Here is an 18300-nt window from a genome sequence, read left to right on the forward strand (position 1 = left end):
CCCGACCCGGCTGATGCAGCAGTCTCCATGGCAGGATTCTTTCATTCAGACGCATCACAGCATGGTAATGAAAGCCGCTCCCCTCGCGCGGCAAACGCTTTTCATGTAAACTATAGAATAAGGTTTTTGTACAGCCGGGGCGCCAGACGCCTTGGTGAAATATGTAAGGGCGGAGGTTTCATCAGTATGCTTCTTCAAGCAACAGGAATTACCAAATCATATGGAATACAAAGCGTGCTGGACGGCATCAGCCTGCAGGTGAACGAGAAGGAACGGGTAGGCCTCGTTGGTGTCAACGGAGCCGGGAAGTCGACCTTCCTGCAGATTCTCGCAGGCGAGATGTCCTTTGACAGCGGGCAAATTCATAAATCCAAGGAAACCACCATTGGTTACCTGGCCCAGAACAGCGGACTGCAGTCTGATAAGACTATTCAAGAGGAAATGCTGGCCGTATTCAGCCCGCTGATCGAAGCGGAAGCAGAGCTGCGGCAGCTCGAAGCAGACATTGCCGATCCTGGGCTGGCGGATGATCCGAAGCGTTATGAAGATCTGCTGGAGCGCTACGCCCGACGTTCGGATTGGTTCAAGGATCATGGCGGCTATGAGATGAATACGCGGATACGCAGCGTTCTGCACGGTATGGGCTTCGGCGGGTTTCCGCCGGAGACGCCGATTGCCACGCTGAGCGGAGGCCAGAAGACCCGTCTGGCTCTGGCCCGCATTCTGCTGCAGGCTCCGGATCTGCTGATGCTGGATGAGCCGACCAACCATCTGGACATTGAAACGCTGACCTGGCTGGAGGATTATCTGCGCAGCTATGCCGGAGGCATTCTGGTCGTCTCCCATGACCGTTATTTCCTCGACCGTCTGGTGACCACAATCGTTGAAATCGAACGTCATCAGTCCCGTAAGTATACTGGCAACTACAGCCGTTATGTGGACCTGAAGGCCGCAGAATATGAGATCCGCCTGAAGCAGTATGAGAAGCAGCAGGACGAGATTTCGCGGATGGAGGATTTCGTGCAGCGCAATATCGTGCGTGCCTCCACCACAAAACGGGCACAGAGCCGGCGCAAGGCGCTGGACAAGATGGAACGTATCGACAAGCCGCTGGGTGATTTGAAAAAAGCCAGCTTCTCCTTCGAGCCGGACTTCATGTCCGGCAAAGAAGTCCTGCAGGTGCGGGATGTCGCGGTAACCTTCAGCGAAAAAGCGGAGCCGCTCTTCCGGAACGCCTCTTTTGAACTGCGGCGGGGGGAGACGGCAGCCCTGATTGGCCCAAACGGAATCGGCAAGTCCACGCTGCTGCAGTGTCTGACCGGTACGCGGGAGCCTTCCGCAGGCACCGTGAACTGGGGAACCAAAGTGAAGATCGCCTACTACGATCAGGAACAGACTCGGCTTAATCCGCGCAATACAGTGCTGGAGGAGCTGTGGAGCGAATATCCGATGCTGGAGGAAGCGCGAATCCGGACGATTCTCGGCAACTTTCTGTTCAGCGGCGAGGATGTCCTGAAGAAGGTTGCGGCGCTCAGCGGCGGCGAGAAAGCCCGGGTTGCGCTGTCCAAGCTCATGCTTCGCGGCGCCAACATGCTCATTCTCGATGAGCCGACCAACCATCTGGATCTCATGAGCCGCGAGGTGCTGGAATCGGCGCTGATTGATTTTGAAGGCACCCTGCTCTTCATTTCCCATGACCGTTATTTCCTGAACAAAATGGCCGAACGTGTACTGGAGCTTCATCCGGGCGGGATTGATCCATACCTGGGCAATTATGATGATTATATCGAAAAAAAGCGGGAGCTTGAGGCGATTGCCCTGGAGGAAGCAGAGCTGTCCTCTGCCAAGGCCGCCAAAATTGCCGAAGCTGAAGTACCGGCGGCAGAAAAAGGTACGGCCCTCTCCTATGAAGCCGAGAAGCAGGCCAAACGCGAGGAGCGCAACCGCCAGCGGCGGATCTCCGAACTCGAAGAGAACATTGCAGCGCTGGAGGAAGACATCGCCCGGATTGAGAATGAAATGACGAGACCCGAGGTTTTTCAGGATTATGTGGCACTCCAGGAGCATGAAAGTGATTTGAAGCTCAAAAAAGAACAGCTTGGAAATTTATTTAGCGAATGGGAAAACCTTGCTGACGAATAATGTAAATCCGTTAAATAATTATTTTTTAAGAGTTCCCGGTTTGTTCATAAATATTTATCCACAGCTCCATCCACAGTTTTCGTGTATAACTCACAGCTTAAAAAGGCCCATGTGGCCTTTTTTTATGCGTAAAATCGCCTTTTTCCTTGTCAAGGACTTTTTATCCACTGAACTATCCACATTATCCACAATTCTCACTAGAAAACGGCTCTTAGTAAACAGCCCTTTTCGGGACTTGAAAAAATGCCGTTATTGCTGATTTTACACGGTTTTTACACAATTCGGACAGAATATGTGGATAACGTTGTCCACAGCTTGACAAAAGATGCTTCTGCTCTTTTATTCTTCATTTTTCCACAAAATAAGACCTGCCCCCCCACACAATATGTGGAGAAAACAGGCCATCAATGTTACTGAGCAGTCCTGCAAATTTACGCTTCGCGCGCTATACAGCCGGCAATGGCTGAGAAGCTGAAGCAGTGGAGAGCAGAGCCGAATTGCAGGCCGCGATAAAAGCAATTCCCGCTGCCATTACGATATCCTGGTGGATAGCCGTCCCTCTGAATTTATTGCCTTCCCACTCGACCATGACCGCAGCCTCAGCCTGGGCGTTCTCTCCGCTGCCCAGGGAGTGCAGCTCAAGCCCGGCAAAGGCAATCTCCTCCGCAATCCCCTGCCCGATTGCCGCAATAATCGCTTCCAGCGGCCCGTCACCGGTGCTGGTGTGCGAAGTTTCCTCGCCGCTTCTTAAGTGGCGGACCGTAACAGCGGCCACCCGGCGCTGCGCGCTGCCGGCCAGTACCTGGACCTCGCCCAGCTCATAGACCTGGGCTTCCTGACCGGTAGTGGTGCTGACCATCCGCAGCAGCTCATCGTCGCTGACTGCCTTCTGGCGGTCAGCCGTCTCCTTGAAGGATTCATACAATGCGTCCAGCTCTTCGGAGCTGAGCGCAATGCCATACTTCGCCGCCCGGTCCTTCAGGGCATGCCGGCCGGAATGCTTGCCCAGAATAATCATGCTGCGCGGAATGCCCAGCCGCTCCGGGTCCATAATTTCATAGGTGCTGCGGTCCTTCAGCAACCCGTCCTGGTGAATTCCCGATTCATGCTGGAAGGCGTTTCTGCCGACGACCGGCTTGTTGTAGGCAATCGGAAAATGCATGGCCCCGCTGATCATCCGCGAAGTGTCGTACAGCTTATCCAGCACAATTCCGGTTTCCGCACCAAGCACATCCCCCCGCGTCTCCAGCGCCATGACCAGCTCTTCCAGCGCACAGTTTCCGGTACGCTCACCCACGCCGTTAACGGTCACCTCAATCTGGGTAGCCCCTCCTTCAATCGCAGCCAGGCTGTTGGCCACAGCCAGCCCGAGGTCGTTGTGGCAGTGAGCGCTATAACTCACGGTATCGCCGCCTCTCGCCCCCAGCCGGACCCGGCGGAACATCTCGCCATATTCCTGAGGCAGCGCGTAGCCTACCGTATCGGGCAAGTTAATAATCGTCGCACCTTCCTCAATGACGGCCTCCACCATTTCAATCAGATCATCGATGCCCGTCCGTGCGGCATCCATGGCGGTGAACTCCACCACCTCGCAGAATTGGCGGGCATACGCCGTCATCTCCCGGGCGGCGGCCACAACCTCGGCCCGGCTCATGCGCAGCTGATGGCGCAGGTGAATATCCGAGGAGGAGATGAACAGATGAAGCCGCCGCCGCTCCGCATCCCGGGTCGCCCGCACCGCAGCATCAATATCCCCTCTGACTGCACGGGCAAAGCCGCAGATTTCCACGCCCTGCACCTTCCGGGAGATCGTCTCCACGGCGGCAAAATCCCCGGGGCTGGATACCGGAAACCCCGGCTCCAGCACATCCACACCCAGTTCGGCCAGTTTATAAGCCAGAATGATCTTTTGTTCCGGAGTAAGACTGGCCCCGGGAGCCTGTTCGCCGTCACGCAGCGTCGTATCAAAAATCTGAATTCGTTTCTTTACCGGAATAATCATGGGAAACCCTCCTAAAGTTTTGTAGGCACTGCTTCCTTGACCCAGTTCCAGACAAAAACTGCTCCGGAAGCATAAGCCAAAATATGGTGTACTTCAGCTGCAAGCTTCCTATGTTCCTGCCTCGTAGCCACTTTGCACAGGACCGCACGTCGACTTGCGGCTCTGCTGATTCCCACCCGCTGCTGCCGGCAGCAAGTGGAGAGCAGGCTGTCTGCCTTGCTTGAGCGGACAGCCTTCACTCTCCAACGCTTTTTCAGAATGATGCCGCATTATCCGGCCATCACCTGAACAACGCAAAAACCCGCCATCTCTAATCAAGAGACGGCGGGTTACCCCTCCGCGGTACCACTCTTTTTGACGCACAGCCTTCTATGCCAGCAAAGCTTCAAGCTGCGTCCTGCTCATCCCCACGGAGTACCGGCCAGGGTTAATGCCCGGTCAGCACTCCATGAAGGTCCGGTAACGGGGACATCCGTAGCGGCATACATCCTGCTGCTTCCGCCGCTCCGCTCCCGGGCGAGATTCAATGCCTCCGGTGACTGCGTCGCACCACCCCGCAGCTCTCTGCTCACCTTCATCATCTACTGCTCCCGTTCATCACGTGTACGCTATAATATCCATTAATTTCTTCAATAACCTTGTTCATTCACGCAAAAAAGCCTGCCGCCTCATTCAAGAGACGACAGGCTGTTCACCTTCGCGGTACCACTCTTGTTGATATCCCGGTTCAGCCAGCGCTTTAGCACTTCCCGAAGATACCCACTCAACAGCCTTGCAAGGAAACCGGAAGCAACCGCTTATTCCGTCACTATGCAGGGCCACCCTCTCACGGAGGCGAACCGTAACGGTGTACGAAAGGTCCGGGGCGCTTACGCCCGGTTGACGTTCCCGAAGGAACCCCCTGCTTCCACCGTTCCGCTCCCGGACGAGTTCAGGTCCCCTTCGACTGCGTCGCACCTACCCGCAGCTCTCTTATCCCGGAGATTCCTTACTGCTTCCATTCATCGCGTTTGTTCAAATTATAAATAATGATTGAACTGATTATACCCGCCAGCTCCAAAAGCTGTCAATAGGCTTCCACTGACCAATTTTCCAGCGAGAACCCCGGATCAGCGACCATATACAGCGGGGTGCTGCCGTCATGGCGCCATTTCACGTAAGCGGCTGCACCGATCATAGCCGCATTATCGGTGCAGAATACCGGAGGCGGAATGATCAGCTCAATCCCCTCCGCCTGGCAGCGGGCGGTCAGCGCCTCGCGCAGGCCTTTGTTGGCGGCTACGCCTCCGCTGAGCAGAAGCTGCTTGGCTTGGTTAGCTTTTACAGCACGAACCGCTTTCTCCACCAGGACTTCGACAACCGACTCCTGGAAGCCGCGGGCAATCCCGGCCACATCCGGTGCTAGGCCCTTCATCTTGCTCTGGTTGACCACATTCAGCACGGCTGACTTCAGGCCGCTGAAGCTGAAATCATAGGAATCCGGCTCCAGCCAGACACGGGGAAGCGGCACCGCTTCCTCCGCTTCGCGGGCCAGCCGGTCCACATGCGGTCCCCCCGGATAAGGGAACCCTAGCGCCCGCGCTACCTTGTCATAGGCTTCGCCCACAGCGTCATCGCGGGTCCGGCCAATAATCCGGAACCTGCCCTCCTGTTCCATGCTGACCAGTTCCGTATGCCCGCCGGATACAACCAGCGTCATATTGGGATACTGCAGCTCCTTAACCAGCCGGTTGGCATAAATATGACCGGCAATATGATGCGTGCCAATCAGGGGCTTGCCCCAGGCAAGCGCCAGGCTTTTGGCAGCTACAACACCGACCAGCAGGGCTCCGACGAGCCCGGGCCCCTGCGTAACCGCAACTGCCGTCAGCTGTTCAGGTTGAACGCCTGCAGCTTCCAGCGCCTCCTCTATCACCAGTGTAATCACCTCTACATGCTTGCGGGATGCCACTTCAGGCACGACACCGCCGAACGCGCGGTGGGTTTCGATCTGGCTGGAGATCATGTTCGAAAGCACCTCACAGCCGTCCTTCACCACCGCTACGGAAGTTTCATCGCAGCTGGTTTCGATAGCCAATATTAGTACAGGCTGAACTTCACCCGTTTCGGTCTTCATTTCAGGTCCACGCTTCCTTCCATCATGCCTTGCTCCCCGTACTCCGGCAGATCCGCCCACATAATCAGCGCATCCTCGCGATTATCCGAATAATAGCCTTTGCGGGTGCCCGCCGGACGGAAGCCTTTTTTGCGGTACAAATTCTGGGCGACCTCGTTCGAGACCCGGACCTCCAGCGTGATGGACTTCATGCCCAAAAAAGCAGCCGTCTTCATTAGCTCGTCCAGCAGTCTCTCGCCCCATTTGCGTCCCCGGTACGCCTCAAGCAACGCTATATTCGTGACATGCGCTTCGTCGACAATGGCCCACATCCCCGCATAGCCGATAATATGCCCGTGCAGCTCCATGACCATATATTTGGCAAAATGATTATGGGTCAGCTCGTTGCGGAAGGCCTCCTCCGTCCAAGGCATCGTGAAGGCTTCCCGCTCAATAATCAGAATATCAGGAATATCTACAAGCTTCATCAGGCGGAACACAAGCTCCGTGCCCTGATCTCTTAGCGGCTCTGATTCCATCATTATTGATTCAGGCTCCCTTCACTGCTCCGGCGCAGATTGGCTTCCGCTTCGGAAAGCTGAGTATAATTCGGGATTAGACTGTGCAGATCATCGCTTCCCGCCTGCAGGCGCTCTTCCCCTAAATAACCCGCCCAGCGGCCTTCCAGCTCATAGGGCACAGCCTGTACATTCCCTGCTTCCCGCAGCAGCCCGGTTGATTCCCCGCTGCCAAGCAGCAGCGTCTCGCCGACGAACCAGATGATGCGCGGCTTTTTCCCTTCTGCCTCCGCCTGCTTCAGTCTATCCGCCAGGTGCGGCACCCAGTCGGCCATAAGCCGGATAGCATCCGGCTCGAGCCTCCGGGGCGCATGTTCCCCGTCCGCAGCGAACAGTGCGGTGTAGGCCTGTCCCCGGCGCGCATCCAGCAGCGGAATAATCCAGTCCGGGCCAGACCCGGCTGGTTCTTGTTCCGCCGGTTCCCCCGCGCCTGATGTTTCCTTCTGCTGCTTCAGAGCAGCAGCCAAACCGCCCCAAGCCAGCGCCTGCAGAGTGGAGATGCCGGCCACCGGCACCTTCCAGGCCCACGCCAGCGTCTTGGCAGCAGTTACGGCAATGCGTGTTCCGGTATATGATCCCGGTCCCAGCCCAACAGCAATTCCGCCGATCATGGCGGAGGTTGTGCCCGTAGCCTGCAGCGCCTGCTCAATGATCGGCAGCAGGTGCACGGAATGGTTCCGCTCCCCGGAAGCATTCGTTTCATGCAGCAGCCTGCCATTTTCCGTTATCGCTACCCCAAGGATAGCTGTGGATGTATCCAGCGCCAAAAACCGCTTGCGCGGCTCTTCATTTTGCTTCTTCATCTTTCATTACCCCACTTCTGGATCAGACCCCGGCACACCTCGCCGTAGGGCTCCCCGCTTCCGGTCACTGTAATCAGCCGTTCATCCGGCCCGCATGTTTCCATAGCGATATGGAGATGCCGCGGCGGCATCAAATCCGCAATAATCCGGCTCCATTCCACCAGGCAGACACCCTGCCCATAGAAATATTCATCCAGGCCCAGCTCATCCGCTTCCTGGAGCGAGATGCGGTATACGTCCATATGATAGAGCGGCAGACGCCCTTCATACTCCTTGATAATCGTAAATGTCGGGCTGCTAACGATCCCTTGTACACCCAAATGACGGGCGAAGCTCTGCGAGAATGCAGTCTTCCCGGCGCCCAGATCTCCGTCCAGTCCGATAACCATGCCCGGTTCCGCAGAGGCGGCCAGTTCAGCCGCTAGCTGTTCTGTATCCTCCAGGCTATAGGAACGGTAAGTGAACACCGTTTCAGCAATATTGTTCAAGCTGCAACTACCACCTTTTAAATTTCAATCCAAACCCTGCTCCAGGAGCGACCTCATCATCACAATACCTTCAATTATATCGGTATGATACTTTTACCGCAACAACCGGCCTGCACATGTAGCTTTCTTCATTTTCACAAGTTCAATATAGGGTTTTGCTGCACCTGCCGTCAACCTTTATGTAAGCTTTGCGCCTTTCTGCAATCAAAGATTTCCCTCCGGCAGACATTAAAAAACCGATTGAACGGGTTATCTTCCCTCAATCGGCTTTTAGAGTCCTGGATGGTTTCCTGTCTCAGCTCTCCTGTTCCTCCAAACGCTCCACACCCACCGTATGTGTATTCGTCGGACGTGAACCTACCTGCACCGTAGCCATCCCGTTGTCCGCATCTACATGCTCTATCCAGACAGGTTCTCCGTCCAGGTGCACAGAAATCATATCCTTAGAGGCATAAATCGCCTTTGCCCGTTGTACGTCCATTATTGGGTTCCTCCTAAAGTTTTGAATAGCAGAAGACAGCAGCCTTAATCCTCAAGTGTAGGCGGTTCGCCAATCGTTGCTTCGGCGTCCAGCCGCTCAAAATCTCCGGGCAGCTCATCGACTTCTCCCGAATCTACAATGCTCTCCCAATCCACAACTTCAGCGGGAATATCCTGCTCCGATAAGGCATCAATCCACTCATTCCGTTCCCGATCCATTTCGCTCTCCTCCAATTGAACGCAGGTTTTCCTTAACGTCTAGGCTTATTTTTTCCCAACCTGCGTAAAAAATGCATCAGGGTAGAAATAGCTCCGTCATCCCATACTAAGCGGAAAGAACTTTGGATCAGGAGGCGATTATCATGCATACCGTTTGGAAAGGGGCCATCAGCTTCGGGCTTGTCCATGTTCCGGTTAAAATGTTCTCCGCTACCGAGGACAAAGACATCTCGCTGCGCTACATCCATAAAGAATGCGGCAGCCCGCTGTCATATGTGCGCAAATGTCCTGTCTGCGACAAGGAAGTGGCGTGGGAGGAAATCGGCAAGGGCTACGAGTATGATAAGGGAAAGTTTGTCCTGTTTGATAAAGAAGAACTGGAGCAGCTGACGGAAGTGAGCAGCAAAAACATTACGATTCTGGATTTTGTGGACCTGACGGAGATCGATCCGATTTATTTTCAAAAAACCTATTATCTTTCCCCCGATCAGGCGGGGGCCAATGCTTACCGCCTGTTGATGGAAGCGATGCGCCAGACCGGCAAAATCGGCATCGCCAAAATTTCCATCCGTTCCAAAAGCAGCCTCGCCGCCATTCGCGTGCTGTCTGACTGCCTGTCCATCGAAACCATCTATTACCCGGATGAGGTGCGGCCTGTATCCCAGGTTCCAGGCCTGCCTGAGCCCGGCATCGTCAACGACAAGGAGCTGGATATGGCCAAGCTGCTGATTTCTCAGCTGTCCACGCCGTTTGAACCGGGCAAATACACTGATGACTACCGCCAGCGCATGCTTGATCTGATCACTCACAAAATTGCCGGTGAGGAATTCCACATTGCTCCTGCCCGCCAGGAGAGCAATGTCATTGACTTGATGGCTGCGCTTCAAGCCAGTATCGAAGCCGTGCAGCATATCCCTGCTGATCCGGGTCCATCTGCGGCCTCCGCCACAACCAAAGCAAAAGCTGGCGCGTCCAGGAAGAAAACAGTCGCAGCCAAGCCCGCCAAAACCGCTGACGGCGCTGCAGTCGTTGACGAGGCTACCGGACCCATTCCGGTCATCGCACCTAAGCCGAAACGGCGCACAGCCAAGAGTAAAGAACCGGGGGCTTAACTTATGAAGCTGCAGCCCGTTATTCCCTTCGAGCCTGTGCTGGCATCGCAGCTGCCGGAGGGCGATCAGTGGATTGCCCAGATTAAATGGGATGGCGTGCGCATGCTCTCGTACTGTGACGGAAACGAAGCGGAACTGATTAACCGCCGCGGCAACCGGCGCACCCTACAGTATCCCGAAATTGCCGACCCCAGAGCCTACTGCCGGGCCAGTTCGGTCATTCTGGACGGGGAAGTGATTGCGCTCAGCGGCGGCAAACCCTCCTTCCATGAAGTGATGCGCCGGGACAGCCTGAAGAATGCCGCGGCGATCAAGGCCGTGAGTCCACAGGTTCCCGTGCTGTATATGATATTTGACATTCTATACTGTAATGGCACATGGCTTCTGGACCAGCCGCTGTCCAGGCGTCAGCAGATGTTAGGCGAAATGCTGCTACCACATCCCCATATCCAGAACGTGCCAAGCTACGCCCGTCCCTCCGAACTGTTCACCGCTGCGCAGAGCGGCGGGCTGGAAGGGATCGTGTGCAAGGATATCAACGGCACTTACGCGCCCGGCGGCAAGGACAGACGCTGGCAGAAGCGCAAAATTATTTTTGATGTTATCGCTGTGGCCGGCGGTGTGACTTACCGTGATGGACTTGTAAATGCGCTGCTCTTCGGCCTTTTTGACAGCAAGGGCCAGCTGCATTATATCGGACATGCCGGGGCAGGGCGGATGACGGCACAGGATTGGCGGACTATAACTGCACAGGCGCAGCAGCTCAGAACCGGGGATATGCCTTTTGCGGCAGTCCCGCAGCGCAGCAAGGGGGCTGTCTGGATCAAACCCCAGCTGGTATTCAAGCTGCATTATCTGGAGTGGAACAGCTCTGGCACCCTGCGGCATCCGGTCATACAGGCCCAATTGGATCTCCCCCCTCTGTCGTGCGGGATCGAGCAGAAAGGTTGACAGCGGGATCACAAACTATGGAAAGGAGAAAACCGCATGCCAAAAACCATAAGGGGCTCCATTACCATCGAAGGACAGGAGATTGCCATAACGAACCCGGAGAAATTGCTGTGGCCGGAGCAAGGCATTACCAAACGGATCTATCTGCAAAAGCTGGCCGCCCTCTCCCCCTATCTGCTGCGTTATTCCCGTGACCGGCTATTAACCGTGATCCGTTATCCGCATGGCGTTCCGGGCATGTCCTTTTATCAGAAAAATGCGCCGGAGCCTTTGCCGGATTTTGTACGTACGGCAACTCACGACAACATTACCTATATCGTCCTGCAAGGGCTGCCGGACCTGCTCTGGCTGGGAAATATGGCCGCCTTGGAGTTTCATCCTTCACTGCATTATGTCGGCAGCAGTTTGCCCTGCGAATGGATGATTGACCTGGACCCGTCCCTTGAGGTCGAGCCGCGGATTATGGAAGCGGCGGCTGTTGTAGGCGAGGTACTTCAGTCGCTCGGGATTGCCTCCGTCCCCAAAACCTCTGGAGCTACCGGAGTGCAAATTATCGTTCCTATCCGGCCCGGAGTCACTTTCGATGGCCTGCGCCGCATTGGACACTTTGTCGGCCGGTATGTCACTGAGAAACGCCCGGATCTGTTCACGCTGGAGCGGTTGAAGAAGAACCGGGGCGACAATATTTATTTTGATTACCTTCAGCATTATGGCGGCAAAACGCTCGCCGCTCCGTACACGCCCCGGGCCCGGCCGCTGGCTACAGTCTCCACTCCTCTTTTGTGGGAAGAGGTTCAGCACAATGTTTCGCCTGCCGATTTTCATCTGCTCAACATTGAAGAACGCCTCAGCATCATGGGAGATCTGATCGCCAAGGTGCCGCCGCAGCCGGTGGAAGCTCTGATTCCCAAGCTTCCTTGACCCGGAACAAGCAATAAGCCCGCAGATGCCTATCCAGGCTGCGGGCTTATCAGGCGTCCATGGTATGGACAGAAGGTATTATATATAAGAATACGGCGAAACTAGATAAAGACGCCGAAATGGTTAATCTGATGTTCGTAAAAATACCTTCCTTCGGTCAGTGCTCCCCTGGTAACGGGTGCTGCTAATGGATTGCTTTTTTCTTGAAACGGCCGCCTTTCACATCATGGATATTGCCGATTGCCACAAATGCGTCGGAATCCCAATCCTCAACGATGGATTTAAGCTTCGCTTCTTCCAAACGGGTAATGACTACAAATATAACCTTCTTGTTATCTCCGGAGAAGCCGCCTTCCCCATCCAGATAAGTAACGCCGCGTCCGAGACGCTCTGTCAGCGCTTCACCGATATCACGGAATTTATCGCTGATAATCCATACCGATTTCGATTGATCCAGACCCTCAAGCGTAACATCAATCACCTTAAAAGCAATATAATACGCAATCAATGAGAACATCGCATTATTCCAGCCGAACACAAAACCTGCGCCGGAAAGAATAAAAAGGTTGAAGAACATAACTACCTCACCTACAGAGAAGGGAAGCTTCTTCGAGACTAGAATCGCGACAATTTCTGTTCCATCCAGCGATCCTCCGTACCTCACCACAAGACCCACACCCACACCCAGAATAACGCCTCCAAAGACTGCCGCCAGCAGCGGTTCACCGGTCAGCGGGGCCACAGGATGCAGCAGCTGAGTGCCAATGGACATCAGTACTACAGCAAATAGGGTGGATAAGGCAAAGGTTTTACCGATCTGCTTATAGCCGATGACAAGGAACGGCAAGTTAAGCAGAGTCAATATAATCCCCAGGGGGATATGAAAAATATGGGATATCATAATGGAAATACCGGTAATTCCGCCGTCAATCAATTGATTGGGAACGAGGAAAATTTCCAGCGCCACAGACATCATTGCTGCTCCAAGCACCATCATCACAATCCGTTGAATCAGTCTGGCCCGCTTAAAGGCTTCTGATTTCTGAGGTTTTTTCTGCTCCTCATTCGAGAATATTTTCTGGCTTACAGTCATAGAACTCCCCCTATAAAAAGTATAATTAAAGCCTTATACCTTTATTATATCATAAAAAAGGGACATTTACGGATGGAACATGTTAGAACCTTCGAAAACACAAACTTATCTCACTTAATCTGTCATAAAAGCGGCGATAACAGCTGACAAAGACTTTCTATGAGCTTGACATGAGCTCCTCTTCTTCGAAAGCTTGCCGGCTCTATAAACTCGCTATGCTGCAAATCCTGCTCAAAACTGGCCGCCAGCTCGGCAATTACCTCCGGTTTAAGCAGGACTGCTGTTAACTCAAAATTGGAGTAAAAGCTGCGCATATCCAGATTGGCACTGCCCACCGTCCCCAGCAGGTCATCGATAATCATCACCTTGGCATGCATAAACCCTTTCTGATAGCGGTAAAATTTCACTCCGGCATCCTGCAGATTTTCCAGGTATGACAGAGAAGCGTTGTACACCAGCCTGTTGTCCGGTATAGCCGGAATGATAATCCGCACATCCACTCCGCCCAGCACAGCGTTCTTTAGCGCCCGGCAGATCGTAGGATCAGGAATAAAATAAGGGGAGGTGATCCATATCCGCTGTTTGGCCGCCACCATTGATGCAAAATACAGCTCCTGCGAGGCGTCCAGTGCCCCATCCGGCCCACTGGCAACCACCAGAACAGTCTCTTCCCCGGTACATTCATGCGCCGGAAAAAACCGGGGATGGTTCATCCCCTCACCCGCTGCCAGCCGCCAGTCTTTCAGGAAAACATACTGCAGACTGTAGACGGCATCCCCTTCCAGACGCAGATGGGTGTCCCGCCAATACCCCAGCTTCGGATCTTTACCCAGATAGTCATCCCCCACGTTCAAGCCTCCGGTGAACCCCACACGCCCGTCGACCACAATGATTTTCCGGTGATTACGGAAGTTAAGCCGGCGGTCCAGCAGGGAGATCACCGGGGGCAGGAAGAAATGAACCTCCACGCCGGCATTTCTCAGCGTGCGGATGAATCTCCGGCTCAGCTTATGACTGCCAAGACCATCACAGAGCAGACGCACCCTCACCCCCTGGCGTGATTTGCGGATCATAACGTCCTGAAACTGCTCTCCGATCTCATCATCGCGAAAAATATAGAATTCCATATGAATGTTATCCCGCGCCGCTTCCATGGCATCCAGCATTGCCTCGAAGGCTTCCCGCCCGTCTAACAGCACTTGGCACTTATTCCGGCCTGTGGCCGGAATTTCGGACAGCCGGGAGAGCAGATGCAGCAGTTCTTTGTGGTCTGCAAACTGCGGATTTCCGCTATCTGCCGCATCTGCTACAAGCTTTATTTTGCCGGACAAATGGGCGCGGATTTCCCGGAATAATGAAATGCATCTTTTGTCCAGCTTCTGGTTCTGCCAGTAATTCCGCCCCAAAAAATAATAGAACAGCAGACCGAGCGGCGGACAGCAGAAGGCAATAAACAACCAGGCCAAGGCTCTTTGCGGGCGGCGGAATTCAAGCAGAAGAATGACAGCAATCTGTAGAATAAAAAGACATAGAATTAGTGCGAATATTTTCACTCCTTCACCCTCCCGGATATTTTATATAGTAGGCCATCGCACGTTGCATTCCGGCTTCCCCTTCGGAAAATCCATGCTTCCGCCTTAGAATTCAGGCCGATTCTAGTACAGCTTTTGCCGGAAGTCTCCTTCTTTATTCAAGCAAACCGTTGTCATGTTCCCTACAAAGATGGAATACATAGAGTAGTAGGACGATTCGGATAAGCCCGAGTAACAAAGGCCTTAGTGAACACAAGGCGGCTGCACGAGCCGCAGGAAGGAGAAGCTATGAAGAAACAGCCCGATCATAACCGGATTACGCTGCTCGTTGTCCGCGAAGCCGGGCGTCCGGTAAGACAGCTTCAGCTATCCAAACCGCTCGCTCTGGTGCTGCCGGCCGCTGCAGCCCTCTCTCTCTCCAGTCTGGTCACCTCCATGCATTTTCATGCCTCCCGCTCCATATCCGAGCTGGAAGCCGAAGCTGCGGCACTGTCCCTGACCAATCTGCGGATGGAAATGAAGGTTGCCGATAAGGATAAGGCCTTGCTGCAGCTCCGCAGTCAGGTAACCGAGCTATCGGAGGAAGCAGACCAGATCAAAGAAAAGCTGAAAAGTGTCAGCGAATTGGAACAGCAGCTCCAGTCACTGATTGACAAAGACAGCAGTGCGGCCTCCGGCAGTAAGGAAGAAACCTCTGCCGCCAAGAGCTCTGCCCCCGCAGGCAAACTGCCTATCGTCTCTGCGGCGGCAGCTGCAACTGCACTTCACAGTCTGACGGGCATACCCGGCAGTCCCCCTGTTGTCGTCTCTTCTGTCTCTGCCATCCCCCCGCTGTCTGCTGTACATTTCCGGCTGGATGCGATGCCGGCAACGCTTGACGGCACGGCCACTCCGCAGGTCGGCGGAGAATATATCGCGGTCTACCAGAATGATCCCCTGGAGCTGGTACGGGAGACGAAGGACGACTATGAAGAAATCCGCAGCATGCTGGACGAAATGATGAGCAGTATCACTTCAACCATTACAGAGGCTAAAAAGGCAAATACCGCCAAAGCCAACCTGCAGGCCAAACAGGCACGCGCCGAAAAAGCCCGGCTGGCGCCGGCTGTCCTCTGGCCTACACAATCCAAGGTCATTACCTCCAGCTTCGGCTACCGTTCTGACCCTTTTAATGGAGTATCGGCCTATCATTCCGGCATTGATATTGCCGGCAGCATCGGTGATCCTATTTATGCAGCAATGGACGGTGTGGTGACTGCCGCCGAGCAAATGGGCGCACGCGGCAAATATATTATTCTCCAGCATGATAACGGACTGGAGACCTGGTACATGCATTTGAACACAATGCTTGTTGTCCCGGGCACCAAGGTCAGCAAGGGCCAGAAGATCGCCCTGCTCGGCAATACCGGGCGCAGTACAGGACCCCATCTTCATTTTCAGGTAGTTAAACAAAACAAGCCGGTAAATCCCTTGGGTTATGTACAGCCATAAGCCGGAACTGGAATAAATTGAAGGAGGATGAAAGCATGTGGAGAAAAAACAAACTGCAAATGCCAGTAAAGTCTACCGACTCTTTAATCGGGCACGGTGGCACTTTGGAGGGTAAGTTGAACTGCGACACAAATTTACGGATTGAGGGCAACTTCAGCGGAGAAATCCACTGCCAGGGAACGGTTACCGTCGGTGAGCAGGGAACCGTCCGCTCCAGTATCAGGGCACAGGATATCATTATTGCAGGCAAAGTCTTCGGGGATGTGATTGCTGACCAGCGGCTGATGATGACAGACACCGGACAGCTGCATGGCAATATTCTGGCCGGCAGCCTTAGCATTATGGAGGGCAGCGTGCTCAATGGCTCCGTTGCCATGGCCGAAGAGCCCGCCACAGAAAAAGCAGGCGGACTTCAGAAAAAAGAACATGCGGACAAAGCCGGCAAACGCGGCTCCAAACAAGCAGAAACGGCTTAGCCGCTAAGACATGTCCATTGTTATATTGGCACAAAACGCCTTGAAGCAGGCGAGTATACGGGAAATCGGCCTGGGTTACGCCGCAACGTCTCTTTTACGGAATACAATCCATGACACCAGCATGAATATCAGATAATAGACGGCAAGCACCGCGAGGGCGAATCCCAGCGTGGAACCGCCTGGACCTTTGTCTGTCAGCAAATAGCCATGCAGATCCATGTGGGTGAAGATCAGGTATTTGGCCCACTCGTAACGCTCAGGGCTGAAGATCGCCGCGATAATATCCTTGGCGAACATAATGAACAGCGACAATCCGATGGCCAGCCCGCTTGCACGGAATACACTGGAAACCATGAAGGCCAGCGCAGCGGTGACAAACAGCTCGGCATAGCTGCACAGGATGCCCAGGAATGTGTACTCTGCCGGACTCCAATCCGAGACGGAAGCTCCTCCAAGCCCGGACGAAGACGAGAATATCATCGCCGACACATATCCGAAAACGATCAGCACAGCGGTGCTCAGCAGGCTGAACAGGATCAGGGAAATATATTTGGACAGCAGTATTTTGGAACGGCTCCAAGGGCGGATCAGCAGCAGCTTAATCGTTCCCCAGGAAAATTCGCCCGCCACGGAGTCGGAAGCGATCACCACGGTAAAGATCGTATTCAAGAAGAAAGAAACACTCACGGTCGTCTGGAAGCTGTTCCACAGTTCTGTTGTGGAGGGATCACTGCTGGTAAAGTAGAACAATGCCGGAAACAGTGCGCTCATGACCGCCAGAATTATCAGCATAATCCATGTGCGTATACGACTGTAGATTTTGACGTTCTCATTATGTATGAGAGCCGCGAAATTACCCAATGCCTTCACCTCCGGTGATTTCCAGGAATTGATCCTCCAGTGAACGGGACAGCACCCGGATACCGTAGACCTTAACTCCGCCCGTTACCAGCTTCGCATTCAGCTCCGCGATCGCTTCGCGGTCCGCTGCGACGGCAACTCCTCCATCCTTCAGGACCCCGGTCCCCAGCAGAGCCAGCGCTGCTTCAGGATCACTAACCTCAAACAGCGTCTCGCCGGCAGGCAGTATTTCAGACCCTACGGCTTTGAGCTGCTTCACGTCAATCAGTTTGCCGTTCTGGATGATCGCCACTGAGTCACACATCAGCTCCATCTCAGACAACAGATGGCTGGAGACGAACACCGTAGTTCCTTCCTCTTGGCAAAGACGGCGCAAATAGTCGCGCAGCTCGCGGATCCCCTGCGGATCAAGGCCGTTCGTCGGCTCATCCAGAATCAGGAGCTTCGGACGGTGCAGCAGCGCCTGGGCTACCCCCAGCCGCTGGCGCATTCCCAGCGAATAGGTTTTTACCTTGTCATGAATCCGCTGTCCCAGTCCGACCAGCTCTACAACCTCATGAATCCGCTTCTTATCCACACCGGGAACCATACGCGCGTATTGGCGCAGATTCTGGTAGCCGGTCAGGAACTTGTACATTTCCGGATTCTCTACGATCGCTCCAATATTCGCCACAGCTTCTTCAAAATGATCCTTTATGCTGCGGCCGCAAATCAGGATATCCCCGCGGCTGATCGAGATCAGTCCGACCATCATGCGGATGGTGGTTGTTTTGCCGGCACCATTCGGCCCGAGGAATCCAAAGATTTGTCCGGGCGGGATATCGAGCGTCAAGTCGCTGACCAGCGTCTTGCTGCCGATTTTTTTGGTTACACCCATAAGACTGGCAACGGGCTTCACCACTTCTGCCGTGTTCGGCATGGTCTCACTTCCTTTCTTGTAAAAGCGCCTGAAGAAACAAATACTCTGTTCGGTGGCTAGCCGTAACTCCGGGGAATGTTTGGACTTCCGGCCGCTGTTGTCCCCAGATGTTTTTGATTATATCGCTGTTAGCGGAT

The 18300-nt window shown here is 54.2% G+C and carries 17 protein-coding genes and 1 other annotated feature; of the genes, 6 read left to right on the forward strand and 11 right to left on the reverse strand.

Features of this window, described 5'->3' with window-relative positions:
• The first annotated feature begins 186 nt into the window (after positions 1 to 186).
• A complete protein-coding gene (locus BLQ82_RS19875; RefSeq protein ID WP_062523501.1) occupies positions 187 to 2142 on the forward strand; it encodes an ABC-F family ATP-binding cassette domain-containing protein in 1956 nt (651 codons plus the stop codon).
• A gap of 445 nt (positions 2143 to 2587) precedes the next feature.
• Here the strand turns inward: BLQ82_RS19875 and BLQ82_RS19880 are convergent, their stop codons facing one another.
• The 7 genes from BLQ82_RS19880 to BLQ82_RS32100 all read right to left on the reverse strand — a co-directional run bounded on the left by BLQ82_RS19880 (position 2588) and on the right by BLQ82_RS32100 (position 8807).
• Entirely contained in the window at positions 2588 to 4144 is a 1557-nt protein-coding gene (locus tag BLQ82_RS19880; protein WP_062523500.1) for a 2-isopropylmalate synthase, read from the reverse strand.
• Positions 4145 to 4458: 314 nt separating this feature from the next.
• Positions 4459 to 4751: a binding site (T-box leader), on the reverse strand.
• 459 nt (positions 4752 to 5210) lie between these two features.
• Positions 5211 to 6260 (reverse strand): tRNA (adenosine(37)-N6)-threonylcarbamoyltransferase complex transferase subunit TsaD, encoded by a 1050-nt coding sequence (tsaD, locus tag BLQ82_RS19885; RefSeq protein WP_062523499.1) that lies wholly within the window; start codon positions 6258 to 6260, stop codon positions 5211 to 5213.
• Positions 6257 to 6781, reverse strand: coding sequence for a ribosomal protein S18-alanine N-acetyltransferase (gene rimI / locus BLQ82_RS19890; RefSeq protein WP_082722664.1), 525 nt, complete (start codon positions 6779 to 6781; stop codon positions 6257 to 6259). Before rimI ends, tsaD begins: the two co-directional genes overlap by 4 nt.
• Positions 6781 to 7620 carry a tRNA (adenosine(37)-N6)-threonylcarbamoyltransferase complex dimerization subunit type 1 TsaB gene (gene tsaB / locus BLQ82_RS19895; RefSeq protein WP_062523498.1) on the reverse strand — a complete coding sequence of 280 codons (840 nt, stop codon included), beginning with the start codon at positions 7618 to 7620 and terminating at the stop codon, positions 6781 to 6783. Before tsaB ends, rimI begins: the two co-directional genes overlap by 1 nt.
• Positions 7617 to 8108 (reverse strand): tRNA (adenosine(37)-N6)-threonylcarbamoyltransferase complex ATPase subunit type 1 TsaE, encoded by a 492-nt coding sequence (gene tsaE, locus BLQ82_RS19900; protein ID WP_062523497.1) that lies wholly within the window; start codon positions 8106 to 8108, stop codon positions 7617 to 7619. The genes tsaB and tsaE overlap by 4 nt, the downstream gene beginning before the upstream one ends.
• A 295-nt stretch (positions 8109 to 8403) precedes the next feature.
• A complete protein-coding gene (locus BLQ82_RS19905) occupies positions 8404 to 8589 on the reverse strand; it encodes an H-type small acid-soluble spore protein (RefSeq protein ID WP_062523496.1) in 186 nt (61 codons plus the stop codon).
• A gap of 44 nt (positions 8590 to 8633) precedes the next feature.
• A complete protein-coding gene (locus tag BLQ82_RS32100) occupies positions 8634 to 8807 on the reverse strand; it encodes a hypothetical protein (RefSeq protein WP_157243805.1) in 174 nt (57 codons plus the stop codon).
• Between the two features lie 143 nt (positions 8808 to 8950).
• Here BLQ82_RS32100 and ku point away from each other — a divergent pair, with 143 nt between their 5' ends.
• The 3 genes from ku to ligD are packed head-to-tail and all read left to right on the forward strand — an operon-like array spanning position 8951 to position 11791.
• Positions 8951 to 9919, forward strand: a complete 969-nt coding sequence (gene ku / locus BLQ82_RS19910; RefSeq protein ID WP_062523495.1) for a non-homologous end joining protein Ku — start codon at positions 8951 to 8953, stop codon at positions 9917 to 9919.
• Between the two features lie 3 nt (positions 9920 to 9922).
• Positions 9923 to 10870 carry an ATP-dependent DNA ligase gene (locus tag BLQ82_RS19915; protein WP_062523494.1) on the forward strand — a complete coding sequence of 316 codons (948 nt, stop codon included), beginning with the start codon at positions 9923 to 9925 and terminating at the stop codon, positions 10868 to 10870.
• 36 nt (positions 10871 to 10906) lie between these two features.
• A complete protein-coding gene (gene ligD / locus BLQ82_RS19920; RefSeq protein WP_062523493.1) occupies positions 10907 to 11791 on the forward strand; it encodes a non-homologous end-joining DNA ligase in 885 nt (294 codons plus the stop codon).
• 184 nt (positions 11792 to 11975) lie between these two features.
• On the opposite strand, the gene BLQ82_RS19925 is transcribed toward ligD, so the two are convergent.
• Together BLQ82_RS19925 and cls are read right to left on the reverse strand one after the other, a co-directional pair.
• Positions 11976 to 12884: a YitT family protein gene (locus BLQ82_RS19925; RefSeq protein WP_062523492.1), complete on the reverse strand. Its 909-nt coding sequence runs from the start codon at positions 12882 to 12884 to the stop codon at positions 11976 to 11978.
• A gap of 122 nt (positions 12885 to 13006) precedes the next feature.
• A complete protein-coding gene (gene cls, locus BLQ82_RS19930) occupies positions 13007 to 14437 on the reverse strand; it encodes a cardiolipin synthase (protein ID WP_062523491.1) in 1431 nt (476 codons plus the stop codon).
• Positions 14438 to 14704: 267 nt separating this feature from the next.
• Here cls and BLQ82_RS19935 point away from each other — a divergent pair, with 267 nt between their 5' ends.
• A complete protein-coding gene (locus tag BLQ82_RS19935) occupies positions 14705 to 15907 on the forward strand; it encodes a M23 family metallopeptidase (RefSeq protein ID WP_074648441.1) in 1203 nt (400 codons plus the stop codon).
• A 35-nt stretch (positions 15908 to 15942) separates the two neighbouring features.
• Positions 15943 to 16383 (forward strand): bactofilin family protein, encoded by a 441-nt coding sequence (locus BLQ82_RS19940; RefSeq protein WP_062523489.1) that lies wholly within the window; start codon positions 15943 to 15945, stop codon positions 16381 to 16383.
• A 75-nt stretch (positions 16384 to 16458) separates the two neighbouring features.
• Here BLQ82_RS19940 and BLQ82_RS19945 read toward each other — a convergent pair whose 3' ends face one another.
• Positions 16459 to 17244 carry an ABC transporter permease gene (locus BLQ82_RS19945; protein WP_062523488.1) on the reverse strand — a complete coding sequence of 262 codons (786 nt, stop codon included), beginning with the start codon at positions 17242 to 17244 and terminating at the stop codon, positions 16459 to 16461.
• Positions 17237 to 18163 carry an ABC transporter ATP-binding protein gene (locus BLQ82_RS19950; RefSeq protein ID WP_062523487.1) on the reverse strand — a complete coding sequence of 309 codons (927 nt, stop codon included), beginning with the start codon at positions 18161 to 18163 and terminating at the stop codon, positions 17237 to 17239. The genes BLQ82_RS19945 and BLQ82_RS19950 overlap by 8 nt, the downstream gene beginning before the upstream one ends.
• Positions 18164 to 18300 lie beyond the last annotated feature (137 nt).

Origin of the sequence: Paenibacillus jilunlii (assembly GCF_900102965.1) — a bacterium.
GTDB lineage: Bacteria > Bacillota > Bacilli > Paenibacillales > Paenibacillaceae > Paenibacillus_AQ > Paenibacillus_AQ jilunlii.